Below are 24,118 nucleotides of genomic sequence, written 5' to 3'. Positions count from 1 at the left end.
CTTTCGATTGGTCCGCGGTCGCGCCCTCTGCGCAGGCCGAACATATGAAGATACCGCAGGGTAGGTACGTCGGACCGTCATCGTTGGAAAACGGTCGTTGGAAACAGGAAAGCCGTCCGCGCCCAAATGGAGGGACGCGGACGGCTGGAGCGCGCTGCCGGTTCGATGGTTCAGCGCACGAGTGCGGTATCCGGCACGGACACCCTCAGATCGGGGCATCCTGCGTGCGGTCAATCGGCCAGTTTGAGCCAAGCGCTGGTATCTTGCGGCAGCTTGCCGTCGTCGGTAAGCGGTCCTGATGTCAGCAGCACTTCGCCTTGCGGCAACGTGATCGGTTCTTCGCCGAAGTTGGTGATCGAGGCCCAGCCGTTGGCACGGCGGTACGCGATGGTGCCACCCGGGAAACCGTTGGCGCCGTCATGCGCCTTGCCGGGCTGGTCTTCCGGAAGCCATTCGAGACTCAGGTCGGTGGTCTGCAACTCATGTCGCAATGCCAGCACGCGGCGGTACAGGTTCAGCATGGAATCCGGGTCGGCCGATTCGACATCGACCGCGAAATCCTTGTACCACTTGGGTTGCGGCAGATGCGGCTCGGCCTTCGCGTCTGCCGGCGAGAATCCGAAGGAGCCGCCATGGCCGAACTCATCGTTCGGATCGTCCAGCTGCGGAGCGTCGGCCGCAACCCACGGCAGCGGCACACGGCAGCCGTCACGGCCTTTGGTGCTGGCGGAACGGGAGGTGCGCCATGCGGACGGATCCTCCAGCTCATCCCACGGAATGTCGGCCACTTCGAACAGGCCGAGTTCCTCGCCTTGATACACGTAGGCGGAGCCGGGCAGCGCCATCTCCATCATGATCGCGGCGCGGGCGCGCTTGGTGCCGAGCGCGCGGTCCTCCCGGTATGTGGTGCCGTCGCGCAGCAGCCAGTCGAGCGGCAGTCGATGGTATTCGCCGGTCGGCACCTGGGGCAGCGCGTAGCGGGTGGCATGGCGGACCACGTCATGGTTGCTCATCACCCAAGTGGCGGTGGAACCGGACCGTTCGGCGCTTTCCAGACCTTCCTCGATGGCGAGGTGCATGTCGTCGCGGATCCAATCCTTCTTGGCGAACTCGAAGTTGAAGATCTGGCCGAGATCGTCCGGGGAGGCGTACAGATGCTGGCGGCTTGGTCGGACCCACGCCTCAGCCACGGCGAACGCCGGCGGATCGTACTCGTTGAACACCTTGCGCCACTCGTGGTAGATGTCGTGCACTTCGTCGCGGTCGATCACCGGATGGGAGCCGTCTTCGGGCTGATCGTTGGTGCACCAGACCACATAATCGTCCAGATCATCGCGGTCGAGATCCTTGGCCAGGCCGTGCGCCACGTCCACGCGGAAGCCGTCGGCACCGTGGTCAAGCCAGAAACGCAGGGTTTTGATGAAATCGGCGCGCACGTCCTCGTTTTTCCAGTTCCAGTCCGGCTGTTCCTTGGTGAACATGTGCAGATACCATTGGCCGTCGGGCACGCGCGTCCATGCAGGGCCGCCGAAGTGGTTCTGCCAGTTGGTCGGCGGCTCGTCGCCGTTCGGTCCCTTGCCATCGCGGAAGATGTAGCGGTCGCGTTCCGGCGAGCCGGGTTTCGCGGCCAACGCGGCCTTGAACCATTCGTGCAGGTTGGAGCTGTGGTTCGGCACGATGTCCACGACGATTTTGATGCCGTCGGCATGCGCGGCTTTGGCGAGCGCGTCGAAATCGTCCATGGTGCCGAGTTTCGGATCGACGTTGCGGTAGTCGTCCACGTCATAGCCGCCGTCGGCCAGCTGGGACGGGTAGAACGGGCTCAGCCAGATGGCGTCGACGCCCAGTTCCTTCAGATATCCGATTTTCTCGGTGACGCCGGCAATCTGGCCGAGGCCCTCGCCGCGGGAATCCTTGAAGGAACGTGGATACACCTGGTAGACCACGGCCTGCTTCCACCACAGCGACGGATCGTTGACTTCGGTCATGTTGTCCCCTTTCATACAAACGCTTGTGCACCGTGCGCACGTATCACAACTCCGTACGTAGAACGATTTTCGTTGATTTTCCTACGATGGTTATGTTGTGTTGTGTAGCTTCGTTGCTGTTATCGCATTGCTTGACATAATCAATAATAACGCTTGTGCAAAAAAGCGCAAACCACAGGAGGCAGAACAAGGTGGCAGCACTTCAAAAAGCAAGCAATAACAACACCTGAAGCCATGCAAGCGTTTTTACAAAAGCAGCGTGTCGTGATAGAGTGAAGCAGTCGCGGGCAACCGACCGCCCGCATAGTCCACCCTAAGGAGCCATCCGACCATGCCACGAACCACCATCGCAGACGTAGCCCAGGCAGCCGGAGTGTCCGTCTCCACCGTGTCCCGCGCGCTTCGCGGGCTCGACAGGGTCAGTCCCGAAACCAGGGAACGCATCGAGCAGGAGGCGAAGCGCCTGCATTTCTCCTTTTCGAAAAGCGCGTCGTCCCTGGCGTCCGGCAAAACCATGCGAGTCGCCGTGCTGCTGCCGAACGAAATCAGCAGCTGGTTCAACGCCCACGCCTTCGAAGGCATTTACGAGGTGATGTCGAAGGCCGGATACGACATCGTTCCTTACATCGTGTGGACGCAGGACGATTTGGATGCGTTTTTCCAAAATCTTCCGGGCAACCGCAACGTCGACGCGGTCATCGAGGCGTCATTTGACTTCGACGAGGCGAAGAAGCAGGTGCTTGGCAATCTGACCATTCCGGTGGTCGGCATGAACGCGCCGAGCACGCACGGTCTCGACGCCGGCGTCGCCATCGACGACGAGGCTTCCATGGCGACGATTGTACGGTTCCTCAAATCGTTAGGGCATAAGACGCTCGCCTACATCGAACAGCCCATCAACACCACGCCGTTCGTCTGCTCCGACAGGCTGCGCAAGAAGGGATTCAGCGAAGCCTCACAAGCTTGCGGTTACGCGGATGAAGACATCATCGTCATGCCGTCACTATCCCATATCGATGCTCGCAGCGAGCAGGACATCTATTCCGGCATCGTCGCGCAGCTGCTCAGCGCTCCAAAGCAGCCGACCGCCATCTGCGTCTCCGTCGACGCCGTGGCCGCTCCCCTGCTGAAGGAGCTGCGGCGCATGGGATGGCGCGTGCCACAGGACGTGTCGCTGGTCGGATTCGATGATGACGACACCGCCACCGCATTGGATCTGACCACCATGCATCAGGATCCGGCGGAAATCGGCCGTATCGCTGCACGTAAGACGCTTGCGCTGCTCAATGGCGAGACGCTTGACGAGCCGTTCACCGTCATGCCGACGTCGCTGGTGCTGCGTGGCACCACGGAACGCGTAAGTTGACGTTCATACGGTGCCATCGACATGGCTCAATTAACTAAACGTCACTAGACCAATAGCTGCCGAAAACGCACGAAACCCGTCCAGCGGCATTCCTGCCACCGGACGGGTTTCGTATTATCTAGCGTTTAGTCGCGTCGTATGCGTTTCGCGCGGTATTCGCCAATCACTGACGGCCGGAGTAGTTCGGCGCCTCGGCGGTCATGACGATGTCGTGCGGATGGGATTCGCGCAGGCCAGCGTCGGTGATGCGGATGAAGCGGCCACGTTCCGGCATTTCGGAGATGTTGTGCGCGCCAATGTAGAACATGGACTGGTGCAGGCCGCCGATCATCTGGTACAGCACGGCGTTGAGCGGTCCGCGGTACGGCACTTCGCCTTCGACACCTTCCGGAACGACCTTGTCGTTGGAGGTGACGTCGGCCTGGAAGTAACGGTCCTTGGAGTAGGACTTCTTGCCACGCGGAGCCATGGCGCCCAGGGAGCCCATGCCACGGTACAGTTTGTACTGCTTGCCGTGCAGGAGCACCTTCTCGCCCGGAGCTTCCTCGCAGCCCGCGAGGGTGCCGCCGAGCATCACGGAGGATGCGCCGGCCACGAGGGCCTTGGCGATGTCGCCGGAGTAGTGGATGCCACCGTCGGCGATGCACGGCACGCCAGCGGCGCGGCAGGCCTGGGCGGCCTCGTACACGGCGGTGAGCTGCGGGACGCCGACACCGGCGACCACGCGGGTGGTGCAGATGGAGCCCGGGCCGACGCCGACCTTGACGGCGTCGACGCCGGCGTCGATCATGGCCTGCGCACCCTGGCGGGTGGCGACGTTGCCGCCGATGATGTCCACGCCATTGAACGCGGAATCGGACTTCAGGCGGCGAATCATGTCGAGAGCCAGCTTGGCCTCACCGTTGGCGGTGTCGACCACGAGCACGTCCACGCCGGCTTCCATCAGAGCGGAAGCACGGTTGTAGGCGTCGCCCAGGAAGCCGATGCCGGCGGCGACGCGCAGACGGCCCTGCTCATCCTTGGTGGCGTCCGGATACTGTTCGGTCTTGACGAAGTCCTTGACGGTGATCAGACCGGTCAGGTGACCTTCGGAATCGACCAGAGGCAGCTTCTCGACCTTGTGCTTGGCCAGCAGGTCGTGCGCGTCTTCCTTGGAGATGTCGGACGGACCGGTGATGAGGTTCTCGCGGGTCATGACCTCGGAGACCTTCAAACGGTCGTAATCCTCGGAAGCGATGAAACGCATGTCACGGTTGGTGATGATACCGACGAGCTTGCTGTCCTTGTCCACGACCGGCAGGCCGGAGATGTGGAAACGGCCGCACAGCTTGTCGAGGTCGGCGAGGGTCACGTCCGGGCTCACGGTGAGCGGATCGTTGATCATGCCGGATTCGGAACGCTTGACGATGTCGACCTGGGCGGCCTGGTCGTCGATGGAAAGGTTGCGGTGCAGCACGCCGATGCCGCCGTTGCGAGCCATGGCGATGGCCATGTCGGATTCGGTGACGGTGTCCATCGCGGCGGAGATCGCCGGGACCTTCATCGTGATGTTGCGTGTGAGATGGGTGGTGGTGTCCACTTCGGACGGAATGACGTCCGTCTCGTTCGGCAGCAGCAGCACATCGTCATAGGCGAGGCCAAGCTGGGCGAAAATCGGAGGAAGTGGGGCGAACGTGGAATCTGCATTCATATCAGGAATTGTAGCCATAGACCCACTATATGAACGTGGGCTGACTTACTGCGACACGGCGCGAAAAGCCGAAATTATCAATCGTAATAAAAGCTGCTTATATCGTTTGGCAAAGCGTTTCATCAGTTTTTCTTGCGATTGCGCCGGACGGACGATCAGCGTCCACCGCGCGTTTTGTCGCCGCGCGCGCGTCCGACCGACGCGTGTTGCGCATCGGTTCCGGAGATTGCGTTTTCCTCACGGATTTCGGGAATGCGGTGTTTCAGATACGGGTACATCGTGGCGACCGTCAGCAGCGCCGACGCAATGAGGAAGCCAATCAGCACATACTGCGCTTTGAAGAACAGAATCATGATCGAGCCGAATGCGATCAGCGACGCCCACCCCCAGAGAATCAGCACCGCGCCCTGCACGGTGTGTCCGATGCGCAGCATGCGGTGGTGCAGGTGCATGCGATCGGGATGCATCGGCGACTGGCCTTTGCTCAACCGCCGCACAATCGCAAGACACATGTCGAGGATCGGCAGGAACAGCACCAGCATCGGCAGCAGAATCGGCATGAACACCGGCAGATAGATGCTGGTATGGATGGACGCCGGATCGAGACGGCCCGTCATGACGATCGACGCGCAGGTGATCAGATAGCCGAGCAGCATGGAGCCGGAATCTCCCATGAACAGTTTCGCAGGATGCCAGTTATGCAGGATGAAGCCGACGCACATGCCGACCATGGCGATGTCGATCAGCGTCGCCATGGATGCGTACGACGGCGAGCTTCTTGCGATGATGTACGAATAGATGGCGAAGGCGATGCCGCCGATCGCGACGATGCCCGAAGCGAGGCCGTCAAGACCGTCCACGAAGTTGACCGCGTTGATGGACGCGACGATAAGGAACGCGGTGATGGCCATCGACAGGCTCGGCGACGCGGTGACGAGCGAGCCGAGAGGCAACGAGATGATCTGCAGGCCGCCCCAGGCCACAAACACAGAGATGAGCAGCTGACCGGCGAGTTTGAGCATCCAGTCAAGGTCCCACAAATCGTCGGCCATGCCCAGCAGGCTGATCATAATGGCGCCGGCTAGAATCACCCATGCCTGATGCGATTGGGCGAACAGGCCTTCGATGAAAGGGATGCGCGAGGCGAACAGCATGGCCACGGTGAAGCCGATAAGCATGCCCAGTCCACCCATGCGTGGCGTCGGCACGGTATGCACGTCGCGTGCACGCACTTCGCCGACTGCGCCGATTTCGATGGCGATGTGCCGGATCAGCGGCGTGAGCAGATAGGTGACGCCACCTGCGACCGCGGCAATGAACAGGTAGATTCTCATGCGCCCAAAGCACCGCCATTCAGTGTTAAAGCCTTACGGATGACCAGCTCGCGAATCACTCCCTCCCGAAGAATCGCGATGCCGTCGCGCTCGTGCGGGTCGGCTGCAACCACCGTGGACGACACATGTCCCGGAGTCGCCCCCCCGTCCAAATACAGATCCACCGCATCTCCCAGCGCGTCCGCGGCTTCCTGCACCGTTTGTGCGCTTTCCTCGCCGGAACGGTTGGCGCTGGTGGCGGCCAACGGCCCGGTGGCTCGCAGAATACGCAGCGCGACCGCGGAATTGGGGATGCGCACGCCCTGTGTGGCTTTGCCGGTTGTCGGATCATGACGCAACGTGGCAAGCGAACAGTCGTCTTCCGCTTCCGCTATCGGCGAAAAAGCGCCCGGCATGAACATGGCGGCCAGACGGTTGAGCGGCACCGGCAAGGTCAGATGCAGCTTCTCCATGCTTTCGATTGACGGCAGCAACACCTGCAACGACTTGTATTTCGGTCGTTGTTTGGCTGCGAACACCTTGCGGATCGCCTCGATGTTACGCGGATCGCAGGCGACGCCGTACACCGTGTCAGTGGGGATGACCACCAATCCGCCATCATGGATGATTTCAACGGCCCGGGCAAGGGATTCGTCGTTTACTGTGCAAATTTCGCTCATGACACCTCCCTTTCAGCCAGTCAACTTACCTATTGTAAGGCATGGCTCGATGGCGCGCCCGAATGGAGGGAACACGACCGGCGAATATTCCATCGGATATAGAAAAAGCCCTGTCGGTTTGGATGCGTCCAAGCCGACAAGGCGGATACGGCATGAATCAGGCGCCCAGATACGCCTTGCGCACCTGCTCGTTGTTGAGCAGTTCCTTGGCGTCGCCTTCCATCGTGATACGGCCGGTTTCCAGCACGTATGCGCGGTCGGCGATCGACAGCGCCATCTTGGCGTTCTGCTCGACCAGCAGAATCGTGATGCCCTGCTCGTGCAGCTTGCGGATGATGGAGAAGATCTCCTTGACGAGCTTCGGGGACAGGCCCATGGACGGCTCGTCCATGAGGATCGTCTTCGGATGGCTCATCAGCGCGCGGCCCATCGCCAGCATCTGCTGCTCGCCGCCGGACAACGTGCCGGCCTTCTGGTTACGGCGTTCCTTCAGACGGGGGAACAGGCCGTAGACCATGTCGAGGTCCTTCTTGAGGTCCGACTGGTCCTTCAGGCTGAACGCGCCCATCTCCAGGTTCTCTTCGACGCTCATGCGTGTGAAGACGTGGCGCCCTTCCGGAATGTGCGCCATACCGAGGGTCACGATCTTGTTGTTGTGGGTTTTCAGCAGATCCACTCCGTTGTACATCACGGAACCGGATTTCGCCGGTACCAGACCGGTGATGGTGTGCAGCGTGGTGGTCTTGCCTGCGCCGTTCGCGCCGATCAGAGACACGATCTCGCCGTCGTTGACAGTGAAGCTGATGTCCTTGACGGCTTCGATGGCACCGTACGAAACGGAAAGGTTCTTGACTTCCAGCATCAGGCTTCCTCGCTTTCGTGCTTGGCATCGTCGCTGTCGGTATCGTCGTCGGAACCCAGGTATGCGGAGATGACCTGCGGGTTGTTGGCGATCTCGTCCGGCGTGCCGGCGGCGATGGTGCGTCCGTAGTCGAGCACCTGGATGCGCTGGCAGACGTTCATCACCAGGCTCATGTCATGCTCGATCAGCAGGATGGCGATGCCGAAGCGGTCGCGGATGGTGTTGATGCAGTTGAGCAGGTCCTCGGTCTCCGTCGGGTTCATGCCTGCCGCCGGCTCGTCGAGCAACAGCAGTTTCATGCCGGTGGCGAGGGCGCGGGCGATTTCCAGCTTGCGCTGGGCGCCGTACGGCAGGTTCGCCGCTTCGGTTTCGGCCAGGCCCTCTAGTCCGAAGATCTTGAGCAGGTCGATGGCTTTGGCGTGCATCTCGCGTTCCTGCTTCCAGAATTTCGGCGTGCGGAAAATCGCGCCGCCCATGTGGTAGCTGAACGATTCGTTGAATGCGACCAGCACGTTCTCCTCCACGGTCATCTGGCCGAACAGGCGGATGTTCTGGAAGGTTCTGGCGATGCCGGCGCGCACCACCTGGTACGTCTTCTTGCCGTTCATGCGTTCGCCGTCCAGGAAGAACTCGCCTTCCGTGGGCTGGTACACGCCGGTCAGCAGGTTGAACACGGTGGTTTTGCCGGCGCCGTTCGGGCCGATCAGACCGACGAGCTCGCCGGAGTTGATGGTCATGTTGAAGTCGGATACGGCTTTGAGGCCTCCGAAGGTGATGCCGAGATGTTCGGCTTTCAGGATGGGCTCGCTCATGCCTGCGCCTCCTTGGTGTCGGCGGCCGTCTCGACGGTTTCGTCCGTCTTGGCGGTGTCCTTGGCTGCCTTGGCGGTGGATTCAGCCTGCTTCGACTTGCCGTGCGCCTTGACCTTCATCGGGTAGAACAGCTTGTTGATGGTCTTGGTCAGGGAGAATTCCCAGTTGCCGAAGATGCCCTGCGGGCGGAAGATCATGATGAGCACCAGCGCCACCGAGTACACGAGCATGCGGTAGGTGGAGAAGGCGCGCAACAGCTCCGGCAGGATCGTCAGCGCGATGGCGGAGACGATGGAACCTGTCAGCGAGCCCATGCCGCCGAACACGACCATGATCACGTAGTTGATCGATTGCAGCCATCCGGCCATCGCGGGGTTCAGCGAGCCGATGTACTGGGCGAAGATGCCGCCGGCGATGCCCGCGAAGAACGCGGAGATAGCGAACACGAGCACCTTCATGTAGGTGATGTTGATGCCGGACGCGCTTGCCGCGATCTCGTCGTCGCGGATGGCCTTGACGGCACGGCCGTAACGGGAGCGGGCGAACATGAACAGCAGCACGACGGTGACGACGGTGATCCAGAACACGACGTACAGGTTGGCGAGTCGGTCGATGCCGATCAGCGCCTGGCCGGCCGCGCCCTTGTCAAGGCCCATGCCGCCGGCGACCTTCAGGTTCTGGATGATCACGCGGATGATTTCGCCGAAGCCCAGCGTGATGATGGCGAGGTAATCGCCATGCAGACGCAGTGCCGGAATGCCGACCAGGATGCCGAAGATGCAGGCGACCACGCCGCCGGCGAGCGTCGTCAGCAGGAATCGCAGCGTCGGATCCATCGCAACGCCGTTGGCGACGAGCAGCTTGCTCAGCAGGGCCGCGCTGTACGCGCCGATCGCTTCGAAGCCGCAGCAGCCCAGCGTCAGCTGGCCGAGCACGCCGATGGTGAGGTTCAGCGACGTGGTCATGATGATGGCGATGCAGCTTGTCATCATGATGCCCTTGATGTAGGTGCTGGCCATGCCGGATTCGCATACACCCATCAGAATGCCGAACAGCACGACGATGCCGACCGCGCACATCAGATAGGACTGTTTGGTGGAAAGCATTGATTTCTTCATGAGGTCACACCTTCTCGGTTTCCGGTTCGCCCATCAGGCCGGACGGCTTGACCAGGAGCACGATGATGAGGATGCCGAACACAATGGCGTCGGAGAACGCGGACGTGATCACGCCGCTGGTGATGGTGCCGATGTACGCCTTGGTCAGGCTTTCGACCACGCCGATCACCAGACCGCCGACCATGGCACCCGGGATGGAGCCGATGCCGCCGAGCACGGCCGCGACGAAGGCCTTCAGGCCCAGCATCGCACCCATCATCGGGGACACCTGCGGATAGGAAACGCAGTACATCAGCGATGCGACGGCGGCGAGGCCCGAACCGATGGCGAACGTGAGCGTGATGGTGGAGTTCACGTTGATGCCCATCAGGATCGAGGCCTCCTTGTCTTCGGAGACCGCGCGCATGGCCTTGCCCTGCTTGGTGTAGGTGACGAACAGCTGCAGCGCGACCATGATGATCACGCCGAGCACGATGGTGATGATGGTCGCGCCGTCGATCTTCAGTTTGCCGATCGCCAGCGTCGGAATCTGGATGATGGTGGGCACGGTCTGGTAGTCGGCGCCGAAGATGGCCTGGGAGCCGTTCTCCAGCAGAAGGCTCATTGCGATTGCGGTGATGAGGGCCGTCATGCTGTTGCCCTTTTCACGAACCGGCTTGTATGCGGCCCTCTCCACGATGACGCCCACCGCCACGCACATGAGGATCGCGGGGATGACGGCCACCCATGCGGGCAGGCCGAATGCGACGATCGCCGGAATGGTAAGCATCAGCACGTAGGAGCCGACCATGATGAAATCGCCGTGTGCGAAGTTGATCAAACGAATGATGCCGTACACCATGGTGTAGCCGAGTGCCACGAGCGAGTACACGCTGCCGATCTTCAGACCGTTGAAGATCTGACTGATGAACATGATGATCTGATCGCCCATCATTCCTCCTTTCAAAAGTTGATGATGCCGGACTTTTGACATAACCGTCCGGCTTGGCCGCTGAAGAAGCCCAGCGGCTGAATATGGTTATTTTCGTCTTGATACGCGAAAGGGAGAGAACCGGTTTCCCGGCCCCCTCCTCTTCACAGATTCAGGCCTTCAGGCAAGCGACGCTCACTTGGCAGGCTGAATGGTGGTCTTGTACTGCGGCTTGCCGTCCTTGAGCTCAAGCACGACGACGGACTTCTTCGGGGAGCCCTTCTTGTCGAGCGTGAAGTTGCCGGTCACGCCTTCGAAGCTCATGCCGGCGATGGCGTTGCGCACGCCTTCGCGGGTGGCGTTCTTGCCGGCTTTCTCGATGGCCTGCTTCATCATGTACACGGAGTCGTAGCCCAGTGCGGTGAAGGTGTTCGGATCGGCGTTCTTGTTGGCCTTCTTGTAGGACTTGATGAAGTCCTGCACCTTGGCGTTGGAGGTGTCGTCCGGAGAGTAGTGGGTGGTGTAGAGCACCTTGTTGTACAGCGACTTGTCGTCGGTCATCTTCAGGCCGTCGTAGCCGTCAGGACCCATCACATAGCCCTTGTAGCCGACGGAGCGGGCCTGCGGGATGATGTACGGGCCAGCGACGGAGTAGTAGTACGGAGCGTACAGGAACTCGGCGCCAGCGGCCTGGATCTTCTGCAGCTGGGAGGAGTACTCGGTGTCGTCGGCGCTGGAGGAGTTCTCTTCGGCCACGACGTCAAGGCCGGCCTTCTTGGCGGCAGCGGCGAAGGCCTTGCCCACGCCGGAGGAGTACGGATCGCCGGTGCCGTACAGCACGGCGACCTTCTTGACCTTCAGGGTCTCGGCTGCGAACTTGGCAGCGATCTCACCCTGGTAGGAGTCCTTGAAGCAGGTGCGGAACATGTAGCCACCGGTCTCGATGGAGTCGGAGGTGGCGGCCGGTGCGATGGCCGGCAGCTTGGACTGGTCGGCCAGCGGAGCCACTGCCGCGGTGGTGGAGGAGATGGTCGGGCCGACCACGCCGAGCACGCTGTTGTCGCCGGCGAGCTTGTTGAAGGCGTTGGAGGCTTCGGTGGCGTCGCCCTTGTCGTCCATGGACTCGAGCTTGACCTTCTTGCCGTTGATGCCGCCCTTGGCGTTGATCTCATCCACAGCCAGCTTGAAGCCGGCGACCTCGGCCTCGCCATATGCGGCGGCGGTGCCGGAGTTGGTGGTGACGGAGCCCAGCGTGATGGTATCGCTGTTGGCCGCGCTACCGTTGGAGCTGCTGGAATCGTCCATGCTGCCGCCGGAGCAGGCAGCGAGGGACATCGACATTGCGCCTGCCGCGATCAGGGCGACGCACTTGGCGGAGAACTTCGCGTTCATTCCGTTCTTCCTCTTTTCTTGAAAACGCTGCACATTCCTTTCAACGCGCACCTTGGAAAAAATCATGTTCATCTCAACCCCCGTGCGCGGAACCACGGCGACCACTCATGACGGACGCCCGTTCTCTCTCTGTGCATTCCGATTGTTCTTTATAGCCTGACGGACGGCGGCCTGCATAAAATGTTCTTATAGTGAGACTCAACTTCTGGTTATATCCCCGTCAGCATGGCGCAAAAGAATATAAGTTACTGTGCCGGCTGTTTTTCCGCCGTCAGATAACGTGGCCGTCCGGTGTAGTCGTTATGCACGGTAACGTCGACGAAGCCGCAGGTTCGTGCGAAGGCGGCAAGCCGCTCCCCCTGCGTGATGTCGTGCTCCATCACCATAAGTCCACCCGCACGAAGCAGTTTCGCCGCGCGTGCGATGATGCGTTCCGGAATGAGCGTGCCATCCGCCGAACCGCCGTATAGCGCCAGATCGGGATCATAATCGCGCACTTCCGACTGTTCGGGAATGTCGGCAAGCGGCACGTACGGCGGATTGGTGAGCACGATGTCGATGGTGCCGTCAAGTTGGCTTAGCGTCGGCATTTGCGTGGCGTCGGCGATGTCCAGATGATAATTGCCGGCGATTGCGGGATACCGTTTCGCGGTCTCGTCGAGGTTGCGCCACGTCCACTCGGCGGTCGTAGCGCTTTTCTCGACGGCCCACACCTCGCTGCCCGGCACTTCCGAAGCGAAGGCGAGGCCGATCGCACCGCTGCCGGCGCACAGATCGACCACTTTGGCGCGGTACATGCCGTTTCTGGTGGCCCAGTCGACGCCTTCCTGCACGACCAGTTCGGTTTCCGGACGTGGAATGAACACGCCTGGACCGACTTTCAAATCAAGGTAGCGAAACGGCGCATGGCCGGTGATGTGCTGCAACGGCTCGCGTTTGACACGACGGGCCAGCATGGTCTGGAAACGTTCCATCGCCGGTTCCGCGTCTTCTTTTTCGGCCAGACGTTCGACGCCATCGCCCATGAGCATGGCTTTGTCCACGTGCTGCAGGTCCGTATGGAACGCTTCGGCGAGCAGCAGTTTGGCGTCGTGCTGCGGAGTGTCGACTCCCGCCGCACGTAGTTCGTCCGCGGCGGAACGCACCGTTTCGAATACCGTCGCCACCCAATCGCCTTACTTCTGGTTGGCGAGACGATCGGCTTCGTCCGCCTGGATGTCGCTGTCGATCACGGCCTGCAGATCGCCGTCAAGCACGGCGTCGAGGTTGTACGCCTTGTAGTTCGTGCGATGGTCGACGATGCGGTTTTCCGGGAAGTTGTACGTGCGGATACGTTCCGAACGGTCCAGCGAGCGCACCTGGGAATGGCGCATATCGGCGGCCTCGGCGGCCTCCTGCTCGTGTTTCATGGCCAGCAGGCGGCTCTTCAGAACGCGCAGTGCCGCCGCGCGGTTCTGGATCTGGCTCTTCTCGTCCTGCATGTTCACGGTGATGCCGGTGGGGATGTGCGTCATGCGGACCGCGGAATACGTGGTGTTCACGGACTGTCCGCCGGGGCCGGAGCTCATGAAGATGTCGATTTTGAGGTCTTTCGGATCGATTTCGATTTCATCGTCGTCCTCGTCGGCTTCCGGGAAGACGATCACGCCGGCGGCGGAAGTCTGGATACGTCCCTGCGATTCGGTGACGGGGATGCGCTGCACGCGGTGCACGCCGCCTTCGTACTTGAGGGAAGCCCACACGCCGTCCTCCGGCGCCGGAGTGCCTTTGGCGCGGATGGCCAGCTGCACGTCCTTGACGCCACCCAGCTCGGTGGTGTTCTCGCTTTGCACGGTGACCGACCAGCCGCGCTTTTCCGCGTATCGCATGTACATACGCAGCAGGTCGCCGGCGAACAGCGCCGCTTCCTCACCACCGGTGCCGGCCTTGATCTCCATGATCGTGTCACGCGCGTCATCGGGGTCACGCGGAATCAGCGCGGTGCGCAGCTTCTCTTCGGCTGCGGGCAGCTCGCCTTCCAACCGCTTGGCCTCTTCGGCGAAATCGGGATCTTCGGACGCCATCTCGCGGGCCGCCTCCAGATCGTCCTTCACCTGCTTGTATGCGGTGTAGGCGGAGACGATGGCACCCAGTTCGGCGTGGCGCCGACCCAGCTTGCGCATCTTGTCGGGATTGGATGCGACCTCCGGCTCGGCCATCTGCTGTTCGATATTGTGGTATTCCTCAAGCGCGGTGACGGCCGCGGGGAATTGTTCGTCTGCCAATGTACGCCTTTTCTTCGTATCTGCGCTTCAGCGGAATCACTCGTCGCTGAACCTTACTCAACCTGTCCATCATATAAGGTGGCGCGGAAGTGCGGTCGTCGGAGGTGAGCGACGGCACGTCGGTAACGAAAAACGCCAGCCCACGAATGGACTGGCGTTTTCATTGCCTAAGCAATAAGACTCACTTGGCCTTCTTGCCGTAACGCTTCTCGAAGCGAGCCACGCGGCCACCGGTGTCGAGGATCTTCTGCTTGCCGGTGTAGAACGGGTGGCAGTTGGAGCACACGTCGACGGTCATGTGATCGCCGTTGTAGGTGGAACGGGTGACGAAGGTGTTGCCGCAAGAGCAGGTGACCTGCACTGCGTGGTAATCAGGATGGATACCCTGCTTCATAGTTTGTCTCCTAGAGATTCGGGGGACCCGGGTCGCATTGCCCCGATGGCAAGGCGTGAACCGGATAACCTTATGGAGTGTAGGCGATGGCCGGGACACGGTATGCGCCGTCACACGCAGGGCGTACGGACTGCAATCCGCGGATATGCAAAGGACCCGCCGCTTCCGGCAGGTCCGCATGTGCCCTCGCTGGGACTTGAACCCAGGACAAACACCTTATAAGGGTGCTGCTCTAACCAACTGAGCTACGAGGGCAACGGGAGGAAGTATACCCCAACCTCTGCCCGATTGCGGCAGCGTCGACAGATGACCATTGGAAGACCGACGGCAACACGCCAGCAAATCGTTATTTATAAGTTTATAAACAACGTGCTAACCTATTAATTAAATCAATGGACGATATACCCATACAGTACACCTCGTCACAGCCATTTCACCGACGAAAGGGCACCCATGCGCTACGGTCATTTCGATGATGCCGCAAAGGAATACGTGATTGAAACCCCGGCGACTCCCCTGCCGTGGATCAACTACCTTGGCAACGAGGACTTCTTCTCGCTGATTTCCAACACCGGCGGCGGCTACAGCTTCTACAAGGACGCCAAACTACGCCGCATCACCCGCTACCGGTATAACAACGTGCCGGCAGACAACGGCTCCCGCTGCTATTACCTGAGCCTGATGGACTCCGATTCCGCCGATGCCAAGCCGGTCGAAACCTGGTCGCCGACCTTCCTTCCGTGCAAGACCCCGCTTGATTCCTGCAAGTGCCGTCAAGGCATCGGCTACACCGTGTTCGAAGCTTCCAAGCGAGGCATCGAATCCAAGCTCACCGCCTTCGTGCCGCTGCACACCAATGCGGAAATCAATCGGCTCGACGTGACGAACACCACCGACGAGCCGGCCGTCATCGACGTGACCGGCTCCGTGGAATGGTGCCTGTGGAATGCCGTGGACGACTCGTCCAACTTCCAGCGCAACCTGTCCACCGGCGAGGTGGAGATTGGATTGGCGACGGTGTGTTGGACGGTTTCTTAGAGGACGAGTCCCCAACCCCGGGCGAGGGCAAGAACTCCTGGCTCACCGGCACCGCCGCGTGGACCTTCGTGGACGCGTCCCAATACCTGCTCGGCGTGCGCCCCACCCTCGACGGCGACACCGTCCCGATCCCGACCGATACCACCAAACCAGTCGAAGTCACCGTCACCTTCTGACGGATTGACTATCCGAGTATTGGAAACGGGCGGCCGTGGAAGCATTTTCGCGGCCGCCCGTTTCCAATACCCCCCAAGAGCGGGGAAACACGCAAACCGTGTACGGTAACACGGCATAACCACACGAACTTCATACGAATAGGATGGATGCCATGCAATATTTCATATTTCGAACACAAGATTCCCGGCATCGATGACAGCACGGCCACATTCGTCGGCTATTGCCTTGACAACAGCAAGGAGATCGACCCGGACCGCAGACGTCCATCCGTGCTGGTGATACCCGGCGGCGGCTATGAAATGACGTCTGATCGTGAGGCCGAGCCAATCGCCATGCAGTTCCTTGCAGCCGGTTTCAACGCCTTCGTGCTACGGTATTCCGTCAAACCGTCCGTATTCCCCGTCGCGTTGCTGGAAGCCGCAGAAGCGGTGCGACGCATGCGTGCGCACGCCGCCGAATGGCATGTCGACGGCGATCGAATCGCCGTCATCGGCTTTTCCGCCGGTGGCCACCTCGCCGCCAATCTTGCGACTTCCGCCAGTGACGACGTGCTCGCGGCACACGGCTATGATCCGGACGCGGTACGTCCGAACGCACTGATGCTCGCCTACCCGGTAATCACATCCGGACCGCTTGCGCACCGCGGCAGCTTCGACGCGCTGCTCGGCGACCGCAAGGCTGATGCCGAAGCGCTCGAACCCGTATCCATCGAGAAGCATATCGACGCCAAGACCCCACCGGTGTTCGTATGGCACACCGTTCCGGACGACTGCGTGCCCTACGAGAACACACTTATGCTCATCGATGCCTGCAAGAAAGCCGGCGTGAGCATCGAGGCGCACCTGTTCCCCAGCGGCGGGCACGGTCTGGCGCTGGGCACCGCGGAGACGGCGTGGCAAGGCGTCAACGGCATCGAGGAATGCGTGCAAGCTTGGCCGAAGCTGGCCGTCGCATGGATGCGCCGCACGCTTGCTCAGTGAATCCATCACGTGGCGGCCACCATCAAGTGGCCACCATCAAGTACAGTTGCACAACGGTGCAACAACCACCATTAACCAAGACCATAGGAGATTGACATGAGCGTTGCGGCATGGGACCGTTTTCTGCAGGAACAGGACAGCTGGCCCGCCGCGTCACGCGCCAACACTTCAACCCCCTATGGCACTCAGGCGCGCAACGCATTGGCGGGCAAGACCTTCGAGAAGAAAAAGCGCATGAGTCAGGAGGAGAGGCACCTGCAGATCCTCCAGGCGGCCGTCAAAATCATCGCCACCAAAGGATTCTGGGGCATGAGCCTGCAGGACATAGCCGACGAGATCGGCATCACCGAGGCGGCGCTCTACCATTACATTTCGTCGAAGGATGACCTGCTCAACATGGTGCTGTCGGAATGCTACGACACCCCCGACGCCGACGAGTACAATGCGGTGACCGCCGCCGTGACCGACAACGACGGTCATCGCGTGTATTTCTACCCCCGTTACTGTCTGAACATCGCACTGTACAATCTGCAGCGTCCGGAATTGGTGCAGTTGTATTCGGTGCTCAACGGCGAAGCGCTCAGTCCGACGCATCCGGCGCATAATTTCTTCATCGGCCGCCATATGCGCAATTGGGAGATGATCTGTTCGATGAACTGGATCCTGCCGACCGGCGTGGACGAGGAACGTTTCTACGACCTGTATACGCTGGCGATGAGCGCGATGGACGGTCTGCAATACCGTTGGCTGGGCGACGATTCGATGAATCTGCTTGAGGAATGGATGTCGATTTCCGACATCATCTTCCCGCCAAGCGAATGGGCCGGCTTCACCGATCCAAGCGAATACGACCCCGCCCCAGACCGCTGCCTGCTGCCGTTCACCTTATCGGCACGTCAGTAAGGCCGCCGACTTCCGTTTCGAAGGCGTAGTATGCGCCGATAAGGCCCGCGTTGTTCGTGTGGCGGCAACGTTTGACGGATGTGCGGAAATCGCCCCACTGCGGAATCCTGTCGAGCGCCGCGTTCACCATCGGCAAGAGCTGCTGTTCACGGCAGATACCGCCGCCGAGCAGTATGCATTCCGGATCGGTGGCTGCGGCGGTGTTGAAAATGGCGATCGCCAGGTAATCAATCCATTTGTCAACGATCTTGCGCACGCGCGGCTCGTCAAGCCTGCGGAACAGGGTGGCGGGCACGATGGAACCGGTCGGCACGTCGAATTCCTTGGCGTAGTCCTCGGCCAGCACGATGGTGGACAAATAGTTCTGCATGGTGTTGAACCCGCCGGTTTCATAGTTCGGAATCATCATGCCGAGCTCGCCCGCACGCCAATCCTTGCCACGGCGAATCCCGCCACCCAAAAACAGCGCGCCGCCGATGCCGGTGTCGATGGTGATCAGCGCGAAATCGTCGAGTTTGACGGCGTTGCCGGAGAGTTTTTCCGCCATGGCCGCGCAGTTCGCGTCGTTCTCCATCCAGGTCGGCACCGGCTTGTCAAGATATTCCTGCAGTTCCTTGCCGATCTCATGCTTGTACAGCATGCCCAACGCGCCGGCGGTGACGGCAACCTGTTTGCTGACGTCGATGAATCCCGGCACGCTCATGGCGATGCCGTCAAGCGGCGCGCGTTGGCCGTTGACGATGTGCGCGAGCGCCTGGTAGAAAGATTCCACGCTGTCGACCGGCGTGGCGACGGTGCCGGGGATGCCCATCCGGCCATCCTCGAACACCACGTAACGCGTGAAGAATGTGCCGATCTCGAACGCAAGAATGCGCCTCTTCGCAGTCATATCGCTATCTAACCTGTCTTCAATAGAGTTCAAAACCTGTGACCAGTATAGCGTCCGGCGACTTGCGCGGGCGTATTCGGTCGCGTCTGACGCATCCTGCCACGTGACGACGCCGATGCCGATTATCCGAGTTCGATCACGTTCACGCCGTACGGTTTGAGCCCGACCGGCCCGTCGACCACATGGCCGGTGAGCAGTTCCACACCGCCGTCGAGCTCGTCCAGGCACAGCCTCTTGTCGGATTCGCTGTTGTTGATGAGGAATGCGTAGCGGACGCCGTCATCGCCATAGCGTACGGACAGACTCACATCCTCCGGGGTGTCGAGCGGTTTCAGCCCCAGCTCCTTGATGATCGGGGCCATGAAGGCGCTCATACCGGTCTCGTCCAACAGCGTGCCCACGAAGTACGCCTTGCCTTTGCCGTACGTGTTGACGGTGAGCGCGGAATGGCCCGCGTAGAATTCGCCGCCACCATAGGCGGCGAGCCGTCTGGCGCCTTCGCGGTGGATGATGCTGGCCACGATCTCGCCCTTGGCATCAACCGCGTCGCCATGCACTTCGATGGTCTCGTCCGGCGCGAGCGCGTCGATTTCCTCCACCCATACGCCCATCAGGTCGCGCAATTTGCCGGGATAGCCGCCCGGCACCACGAGGTCGTGTTCGTCGTGGATGCCGGCCATGTAGCCGGTTATGAAGCTGCCGCCTTCGGATACGTAGGATTCCAGCGTTTCGGCGACGCCCGGCAGCACGGTGATGAGGGCGGGCGCGACCACCAGATCGTATTGTTTGAGCTTGTCGAGAGGCGTGGTGCTTTCGATGATGTCGACAGGCACGTTGCGTCGCCAGAACGCGCGATAGAAGCGGTGCACTTCGTTCGGATAGGAGAATCCGGCGGTTGGTCCGACGCAGCCTTCGAGAGACCAGTAGCTTTGCCAGTCGAACATGATGGCGACTTTCGCACGGATTTCCGATCCCATGATCCGCTTGCCGATGCGGTCCAGTTCCCCGCCGAGCGCCGCGGTCTCCTTGAAGACACGTGACTGTTCGGTGCCATCGTGCGCGATGACCGCGCCATGGAATCGTTCGCAGCCGCCGATCGACTGCTTCATCTAGAAGAACTGCACGGTGTCCGCGCCATGCGCCACGGCCTGCCAGCTCAGCTTGCGCACTTCGCCGGGACGCTTGACTTTGCAGAACGGGAACCAGTTCTGCTGGTTCGGGGTCTGTTCCATCAGCATGAACGGCTTGTTGCCGCCGATGCCGCGCATCAGGTCGTGGCACATGGCGGTGAAGCTCGGCGGAGTGTCCATGTCCGGATAGTTGTCCCAGCTGACCACGTCCATTTCCTTGGCCCATTCGAAATAGTCGAGGTCTTTGAACGTGCCCATGAGGTTGGTGGTGATCGGCGTGGCCGCGTCGTAAGCACGGATCGCGTCGCGCTCGTTCGTATAGCAGGCCAGCTGCGCCTGGTTTTGGAAACGACGGTAGTCCATCTGCAGGCCGGAGACCACGCATTTGGCGTCGCTGATGCCGTCGCCGTAGCTGACGGGCGGCACCACGTCGCCCCAATCGTAGATGGTGTGGCTCCAGAAATTGGCGCAACACGGAGCACTGGACAAATATCATCTCTATTTATATACTTATAAATAGCTGTTCAAGGAGGATCATGAAATTCAACACCAACGCCCCGTTCTGGCAGTTCATGAACACGTTGGCGCGCTTCACCGCGCTGAATCTCGTCTACCTGGTCACCCTGATTCCGAGCATCACCATCGGCCCGGCCCGCGCCGCCCTGTACAGCACGATGTTCGCCTATGACGAGCATGACGACGTCAATCTGGTACGCGAGTATCTCAAACGGTTCAAACGCGAGTTCAAACAGGGACTTGCGGCCTGGGTGCTCGTCGCCATCCTCGCCACCGCCATCCTCTTCGGCCTGTCGTTCTGGAAGGCGTGGGATACCAACGCCTCCTACATACCGCTGATCCTTCTGGTCATCGCCGCCGTGGTCGTGGCGCTGTTCGCCGAATACGTCGCACCGTTGCAGGCACGCTTCGCCAACACCACCGGCAGGCTCTTCTCGCTATCGGCGATGTTCCCCTGGCGAGCCTTCCCCTGCTCGCTCGTCCTCGTCGTCATCGACGTACTCGCGGCCGGCCTGTCATATTTCGTACCGTTCATACGCGTTCTCGCCATCCTCTTCGGCATCGCCTGGGTGGCGTATGCGAAATCCCTCATTCTGCTGTGGGGCTTCAAACGGTATGGCGGAACGGGCAAAGTGGAGAATCCGCAATATGTCAATGCGCACGAGTGACGTTGCGGCGGCGCTCAGGAATCATGCTTTGTCGGTGATGAACGTCAGCGGATTGTCGATGAATTTGCGCAAGCCGACTTCCGCGGCACCGTACAACGCCGGATGGTCGGCCACCAACGGGATGGACACGCTCACCTGCATGTCCGACGCCCCCAAGACCTGCGATTCCAAACGGTTTTCGAGCGTTTCGTAGAAGAACGGCCCGAAATCGGTCCACCAACCGCCCAGCAGCACGGTATCGACATCGACCAGATTCAGTGCGGAGCCGATGGCCGAGGCCAGCGCGTCGATGGCCCGTCCGACGGCTTCCACGGTCCGCACATCATGGGAATGCCATGCGTCCAACAGACGCTCCAGTGCCTCACCGCTCGAAGCCGCATTCTTTTCGGCCACTCCGGAAGCCTCGACCAGCGCGCGACGGCCAGCATACGTTTCCAAACATCCGCGTCGTCCGCATCCGCACAGCGGACCGTCCAAAGACACCGACACGTGACCGATCTCACCGGCGAAACCGTGGCTTCCCGACACGATCTCACCGTCACGGACGATCGCGCCGCCGATGCCGATATCGCACGACAGATACAGGAAGGAGTCGGCGCAATCCACGCCATCGAACACGTCCGCACGCGCACAGGCATATCCCGGAATCTGCGCGATGGCGGCCAGCTTCGCCTCATTGCACGGGGTAACGTCATACCCTCGCATAACGTCGAACGTGGTCAGATCGACATTCTCCCAACCGAGATTGCGGGCCATGAGCAGCCTCTTGTCGGAGGTGACCAAGCCCGGCAGCGCACACGAGACGCCCGCGATGATGCATCGTTTCGATTCCAGATCCTCAGCCATCGCCTTGGCCATGGCGTCAAGCTTGCCGAATACGACGTCCGGCTCGACGCCGCTCATGTCGGCATCCACCCATTCGTGCCTGAGTATGTCGTGGTTGATGTCCAAAGCCATGCATCCATAGCCGTCGGTGTTGACCTGCATGCCGATGCCGCACACCTTGCCGCCTCCCAGCATCAACGGCGTGGACGGGCGCCCATAGCTGGCCGAGTTCTGCGGCTCACCCTCCTTGACGACGCCCGCATCGATCAGCAGCGACACCAGCAACGACATCGTCGCCTTGGTCAGCCCGGTCTCCTTGGCAAGATCCGCTCGGCTCATCGGCCCGGAGGCACGCAGTAGCGTGTCAATCACCACCGAAAGATTGTGATTGCGCAGATCGTCCTGATTGATCCTGCGAAGAGATACCATAGCCGTTCCCGTCCCTGCCCTGTTTGCCGTGTTGCCGCATCAGCATGAATTTCCCGAACCGATGTTCCGGAGCCTTTCCTGATGCTACACTACTATAGTATAGTTTATTCATCTAACTATTAACCGTGCGCCACCGGCGAACGGCACATGCAAGGAGGCAACACAAACTATGGCAAGGACTCTGGTTGCAGGCGTCGACACATCGACGCAGTCCTGCAAGGTACGCGTGACGGACGCCGAAACCGGCGAGCTTGTACGATTCGGGCAGGCCAAACACCCGAACGGCACATCCGTCGACCCCTCATACTGGTGGAGCGCATTCCAAGAGGCCGCCGAGCAGGCCGGCGGCCTGGACGACGTATCCGCGCTGGCCGTCGGCGGCCAGCAGCACGGCATGGTGATCCTCGACAACCAAGGCAATGTGATCCGCGATGCGATGCTGTGGAACGACACCAGTTCGGCGCCCCAGGCTGCGGCTCTGATCGAAAAGCTCGGCGCAGCGCCCGCACAAGACGGCGAGCCGGAAGACCCAATCGCCCGAGGCAAGCAGCGTTGGGTCAAGGCCGTAGGCTCCTCCCCCGTCGCATCCTACACGCTGACCAAGGTGGCATGGGTGGCCGAGAACGAGCCCGAAAACGTCAAGAAAATCGCCGCCATCTGCCTACCTCATGACTGGCTGAGCTGGCGCATCGCCGGTTACGGCCCGGTCGCCGAAGGCGAGGACGCCCATCTTGAAGCCCTGTTCACCGACCGCTCCGACGCCTCCGGCACCATCTACTACGATGCCGCGTCGAACGAATACCGCCGCGACCTGATCGCCATGGTGCTCGAGGCCGCGGAAGGCGCCAAAGCCGCGCAATCGCACGCCGAGGCCATCGTGCTGCCCACCGTGCTGGGGCCGCGCGACGCCGCCCCCGTCAAGGCCGATCCGGCCATCGCCGGCAAGAACGTCGAAGGCGGCTGCCTGCTCGCCCCCGGCGGCGGCGACAACGCCATGGCATCGCTGGGACTGGGCATGGCCGTCGGCGACGTGTCCATTTCCCTGGGCACCTCCGGCGTGGCCGCAGCCATCTCCGAGAACCCAACCTACGACCTGACCGGCGCCGTATCCGGCTTCGCCGACTGCACCGGGCACTACCTGCCGCTGGCCTGCACCATCAACGGTTCGCGCATCCTCGACGCCGGCCGCGCCGCCCTCGGCGTGGATTACGACGAACTGGCCAAGCTGGCCTTCGCCTCCAAGCCCGGCGCCAACGGCATCACCCTGGTGCCGTACTTCGACGGCGAACGCACGCCGAACCGCCCGAATGCCACCGCCACCTTCTCCGGCATGACTCTGGCCAACACCACACGCGAGAACCTGGCCCGCGCCTTCGTCGAAGGACTGCTGTGCTCCCAGCGCGACTGCCTGGAGCTCATCCGATCCCTGGGCGCAAGCATCACGCGCATTCTGCTCATCGGCGGCGGCGCGAAGTCCGAAGCTATCCGCACGCTGGCACCAAGCATTCTGGGCATGGACGTGACCCGACCCGCCACCGACGAATACGTGGCCATCGGCGCGGCCCGCCAGGCCGCCTGGGTGCTGTCCGGCGAAACCGAGCCTCCGGCATGGCAACTCACCATCGACGGCGTGGAGACCGGCGAACCGACCGAAGCCGTATACGAAGCCTACGCCAAGGCCCGCGGCTGATCCATCACCGCAGGAATTCAGGCATAGGGCCGGGAAGCTTCCCAACAATGGGGCTTCCCGGCCCTATGCTGATTCATGAACCAT

23 protein-coding genes and 1 tRNA gene are annotated in these 24,118 nt (G+C 61.2%); 7 read left to right on the top strand and 17 right to left on the bottom strand.

The window, feature by feature from the left end; translation table 11 throughout:
• Positions 1 to 230: 230 nt before the first annotated feature.
• Positions 231 to 1,988, bottom strand: coding sequence for a glycoside hydrolase family 13 protein (locus tag BAD_RS02400; RefSeq protein WP_050731445.1), 1,758 nt, complete (start codon positions 1,986 to 1,988; stop codon positions 231 to 233).
• Positions 1,989 to 2,319: 331 nt separating this feature from the next.
• Between BAD_RS02400 and BAD_RS02395 the strand changes: the two genes are divergently transcribed.
• Positions 2,320 to 3,354 (top strand): LacI family DNA-binding transcriptional regulator, encoded by a 1,035-nt coding sequence (locus BAD_RS02395; protein WP_011742911.1) that lies wholly within the window; start codon positions 2,320 to 2,322, stop codon positions 3,352 to 3,354.
• A gap of 163 nt (positions 3,355 to 3,517) precedes the next feature.
• Here the strand turns inward: BAD_RS02395 and guaB are convergent, their stop codons facing one another.
• From guaB to BAD_RS02335, 12 genes are all read right to left on the bottom strand, one after another.
• Positions 3,518 to 5,062, bottom strand: a complete 1,545-nt coding sequence (gene guaB, locus BAD_RS02390) for an IMP dehydrogenase (protein ID WP_011742910.1) — start codon at positions 5,060 to 5,062, stop codon at positions 3,518 to 3,520.
• 137 nt (positions 5,063 to 5,199) lie between these two features.
• On the bottom strand, positions 5,200 to 6,378 hold the full coding sequence (locus tag BAD_RS02385; RefSeq protein ID WP_011742909.1) for an MraY family glycosyltransferase: 1,179 nt from the start codon (positions 6,376 to 6,378) through the stop codon (positions 5,200 to 5,202).
• Positions 6,375 to 7,037 carry an L-threonylcarbamoyladenylate synthase gene (locus BAD_RS02380; protein WP_003808388.1) on the bottom strand — a complete coding sequence of 221 codons (663 nt, stop codon included), beginning with the start codon at positions 7,035 to 7,037 and terminating at the stop codon, positions 6,375 to 6,377. Before BAD_RS02380 ends, BAD_RS02385 begins: the two co-directional genes overlap by 4 nt.
• Before the next feature lie 157 nt (positions 7,038 to 7,194).
• Entirely contained in the window at positions 7,195 to 7,899 is a 705-nt protein-coding gene (locus BAD_RS02375) for an ABC transporter ATP-binding protein (protein WP_003808386.1), read from the bottom strand.
• Complete coding sequence (locus BAD_RS02370) at positions 7,899 to 8,711, bottom strand: ABC transporter ATP-binding protein (RefSeq protein ID WP_011742908.1); 813 nt, start codon at positions 8,709 to 8,711, stop codon at positions 7,899 to 7,901. The genes BAD_RS02375 and BAD_RS02370 overlap by 1 nt, the downstream gene beginning before the upstream one ends.
• Positions 8,708 to 9,829 (bottom strand): branched-chain amino acid ABC transporter permease, encoded by a 1,122-nt coding sequence (locus BAD_RS02365; protein ID WP_011742907.1) that lies wholly within the window; start codon positions 9,827 to 9,829, stop codon positions 8,708 to 8,710. Before BAD_RS02365 ends, BAD_RS02370 begins: the two co-directional genes overlap by 4 nt.
• 4 nt (positions 9,830 to 9,833) lie before the next feature.
• Entirely contained in the window at positions 9,834 to 10,760 is a 927-nt protein-coding gene (locus tag BAD_RS02360; RefSeq protein WP_113736367.1) for a branched-chain amino acid ABC transporter permease, read from the bottom strand.
• Positions 10,761 to 10,934: 174 nt separating this feature from the next.
• Positions 10,935 to 12,131, bottom strand: coding sequence for an ABC transporter substrate-binding protein (locus BAD_RS02355; protein ID WP_038444194.1), 1,197 nt, complete (start codon positions 12,129 to 12,131; stop codon positions 10,935 to 10,937).
• A 245-nt stretch (positions 12,132 to 12,376) separates the two neighbouring features.
• Positions 12,377 to 13,297 carry a peptide chain release factor N(5)-glutamine methyltransferase gene (prmC, locus tag BAD_RS02350; protein ID WP_011742904.1) on the bottom strand — a complete coding sequence of 307 codons (921 nt, stop codon included), beginning with the start codon at positions 13,295 to 13,297 and terminating at the stop codon, positions 12,377 to 12,379.
• Positions 13,298 to 13,306: 9 nt separating this feature from the next.
• Entirely contained in the window at positions 13,307 to 14,395 is a 1,089-nt protein-coding gene (gene prfA / locus BAD_RS02345) for a peptide chain release factor 1 (protein WP_003808375.1), read from the bottom strand.
• Between the two features lie 181 nt (positions 14,396 to 14,576).
• On the bottom strand, positions 14,577 to 14,789 hold the full coding sequence (gene rpmE / locus BAD_RS02340) for a 50S ribosomal protein L31 (RefSeq protein ID WP_003808371.1): 213 nt from the start codon (positions 14,787 to 14,789) through the stop codon (positions 14,577 to 14,579).
• A gap of 181 nt (positions 14,790 to 14,970) precedes the next feature.
• Positions 14,971 to 15,044, bottom strand: a tRNA-Ile gene (locus BAD_RS02335).
• 198 nt (positions 15,045 to 15,242) lie between these two features.
• On the opposite strand from BAD_RS02335, the gene BAD_RS02330 reads away from it, so the two are divergent.
• The 4 genes from BAD_RS02330 (at position 15,243) to BAD_RS02315 (ending at position 17,887) form a co-directional block, all read left to right on the top strand.
• On the top strand, positions 15,243 to 15,827 hold the full coding sequence (locus BAD_RS02330) for a cellobiose phosphorylase (RefSeq protein ID WP_011742903.1): 585 nt from the start codon (positions 15,243 to 15,245) through the stop codon (positions 15,825 to 15,827).
• Positions 15,809 to 16,003, top strand: a complete 195-nt coding sequence (locus tag BAD_RS02325; RefSeq protein WP_041777261.1) for a hypothetical protein — start codon at positions 15,809 to 15,811, stop codon at positions 16,001 to 16,003. The genes BAD_RS02330 and BAD_RS02325 overlap by 19 nt, the downstream gene beginning before the upstream one ends.
• Before the next feature lie 147 nt (positions 16,004 to 16,150).
• Positions 16,151 to 16,984: an alpha/beta hydrolase gene (locus BAD_RS02320; protein ID WP_011742902.1), complete on the top strand. Its 834-nt coding sequence runs from the start codon at positions 16,151 to 16,153 to the stop codon at positions 16,982 to 16,984.
• A 96-nt stretch (positions 16,985 to 17,080) separates the two neighbouring features.
• Positions 17,081 to 17,887, top strand: a complete 807-nt coding sequence (locus BAD_RS02315; RefSeq protein ID WP_011742901.1) for a TetR/AcrR family transcriptional regulator — start codon at positions 17,081 to 17,083, stop codon at positions 17,885 to 17,887.
• On the opposite strand, the gene BAD_RS02310 is transcribed toward BAD_RS02315, so the two are convergent.
• The 3 genes from BAD_RS02310 to BAD_RS09245 form a co-directional block, all read right to left on the bottom strand.
• The gene (locus BAD_RS02310) at positions 17,865 to 18,776 is read right to left on the bottom strand and encodes an ROK family protein (protein ID WP_011742900.1); all 912 of its coding nucleotides are present in this window, start codon (positions 18,774 to 18,776) and stop codon (positions 17,865 to 17,867) included. The two genes, BAD_RS02315 and BAD_RS02310, sit on opposite strands and share 23 nt — an antisense overlap.
• A 122-nt stretch (positions 18,777 to 18,898) precedes the next feature.
• On the bottom strand, positions 18,899 to 19,885 hold the full coding sequence (locus BAD_RS02305) for a beta-galactosidase (RefSeq protein ID WP_011742899.1): 987 nt from the start codon (positions 19,883 to 19,885) through the stop codon (positions 18,899 to 18,901).
• Entirely contained in the window at positions 19,886 to 20,395 is a 510-nt protein-coding gene (locus tag BAD_RS09245) for a beta-galactosidase (RefSeq protein WP_231837105.1), read from the bottom strand.
• A gap of 47 nt (positions 20,396 to 20,442) precedes the next feature.
• On the opposite strand from BAD_RS09245, the gene BAD_RS02300 reads away from it, so the two are divergent.
• The gene (locus BAD_RS02300; RefSeq protein WP_050731444.1) at positions 20,443 to 21,090 is read left to right on the top strand and encodes a YesL family protein; all 648 of its coding nucleotides are present in this window, start codon (positions 20,443 to 20,445) and stop codon (positions 21,088 to 21,090) included.
• Positions 21,091 to 21,111: 21 nt separating this feature from the next.
• Here the strand turns inward: BAD_RS02300 and BAD_RS02295 are convergent, their stop codons facing one another.
• Positions 21,112 to 22,344 (bottom strand): ROK family transcriptional regulator, encoded by a 1,233-nt coding sequence (locus BAD_RS02295; RefSeq protein ID WP_011742897.1) that lies wholly within the window; start codon positions 22,342 to 22,344, stop codon positions 21,112 to 21,114.
• A gap of 169 nt (positions 22,345 to 22,513) precedes the next feature.
• Between BAD_RS02295 and BAD_RS02290 the strand changes: the two genes are divergently transcribed.
• Complete coding sequence (locus tag BAD_RS02290) at positions 22,514 to 24,034, top strand: xylulokinase (protein WP_011742896.1); 1,521 nt, start codon at positions 22,514 to 22,516, stop codon at positions 24,032 to 24,034.
• Positions 24,035 to 24,118 lie beyond the last annotated feature (84 nt).

The organism is Bifidobacterium adolescentis ATCC 15703 (genome assembly GCF_000010425.1).
Taxonomy (GTDB): domain Bacteria; phylum Actinomycetota; class Actinomycetes; order Actinomycetales; family Bifidobacteriaceae; genus Bifidobacterium; species Bifidobacterium adolescentis.
This window is presented reverse-complemented; position numbering and strand designations above follow the sequence as displayed.

Bases quoted from the DNA above. Each gene is read 5' to 3' on its own strand.
- BAD_RS02400 (WP_050731445.1), bottom strand. From the start codon at position 1,988: ATGACCGAAGTCAACGATCCGTCGCTGTGGTGGAAGCAGGCCGTGGTC.
- BAD_RS02395 (WP_011742911.1), top strand. From the start codon at position 2,320: ATGCCACGAACCACCATCGCAGACGTAGCCCAGGCAGCCGGAGTGTCC.
- guaB (WP_011742910.1), bottom strand. From the start codon at position 5,062: ATGGCTACAATTCCTGATATGAATGCAGATTCCACGTTCGCCCCACTT.
- BAD_RS02385 (WP_011742909.1), bottom strand. From the start codon at position 6,378: ATGAGAATCTACCTGTTCATTGCCGCGGTCGCAGGTGGCGTCACCTAT.
- BAD_RS02380 (WP_003808388.1), bottom strand. From the start codon at position 7,037: ATGAGCGAAATTTGCACAGTAAACGACGAATCCCTTGCCCGGGCCGTT.
- BAD_RS02375 (WP_003808386.1), bottom strand. From the start codon at position 7,899: ATGCTGGAAGTCAAGAACCTTTCCGTTTCGTACGGTGCCATCGAAGCC.
- BAD_RS02370 (WP_011742908.1), bottom strand. From the start codon at position 8,711: ATGAGCGAGCCCATCCTGAAAGCCGAACATCTCGGCATCACCTTCGGA.
- BAD_RS02365 (WP_011742907.1), bottom strand. From the start codon at position 9,829: ATGAAGAAATCAATGCTTTCCACCAAACAGTCCTATCTGATGTGCGCG.
- BAD_RS02360 (WP_113736367.1), bottom strand. From the start codon at position 10,760: ATGGGCGATCAGATCATCATGTTCATCAGTCAGATCTTCAACGGTCTG.
- BAD_RS02355 (WP_038444194.1), bottom strand. From the start codon at position 12,131: ATGAACGCGAAGTTCTCCGCCAAGTGCGTCGCCCTGATCGCGGCAGGC.
- rpmE (WP_003808371.1), bottom strand. From the start codon at position 14,789: ATGAAGCAGGGTATCCATCCTGATTACCACGCAGTGCAGGTCACCTGC.
- BAD_RS02330 (WP_011742903.1), top strand. From the start codon at position 15,243: ATGCGCTACGGTCATTTCGATGATGCCGCAAAGGAATACGTGATTGAA.
- BAD_RS02320 (WP_011742902.1), top strand. From the start codon at position 16,151: ATGCCATGCAATATTTCATATTTCGAACACAAGATTCCCGGCATCGAT.
- BAD_RS02315 (WP_011742901.1), top strand. From the start codon at position 17,081: ATGAGCGTTGCGGCATGGGACCGTTTTCTGCAGGAACAGGACAGCTGG.
- BAD_RS02310 (WP_011742900.1), bottom strand. From the start codon at position 18,776: ATGACTGCGAAGAGGCGCATTCTTGCGTTCGAGATCGGCACATTCTTC.
- BAD_RS02305 (WP_011742899.1), bottom strand. From the start codon at position 19,885: ATGAAGCAGTCGATCGGCGGCTGCGAACGATTCCATGGCGCGGTCATC.
- BAD_RS02300 (WP_050731444.1), top strand. From the start codon at position 20,443: ATGAAATTCAACACCAACGCCCCGTTCTGGCAGTTCATGAACACGTTG.
- BAD_RS02295 (WP_011742897.1), bottom strand. From the start codon at position 22,344: ATGGTATCTCTTCGCAGGATCAATCAGGACGATCTGCGCAATCACAAT.
- BAD_RS02290 (WP_011742896.1), top strand. From the start codon at position 22,514: ATGGCAAGGACTCTGGTTGCAGGCGTCGACACATCGACGCAGTCCTGC.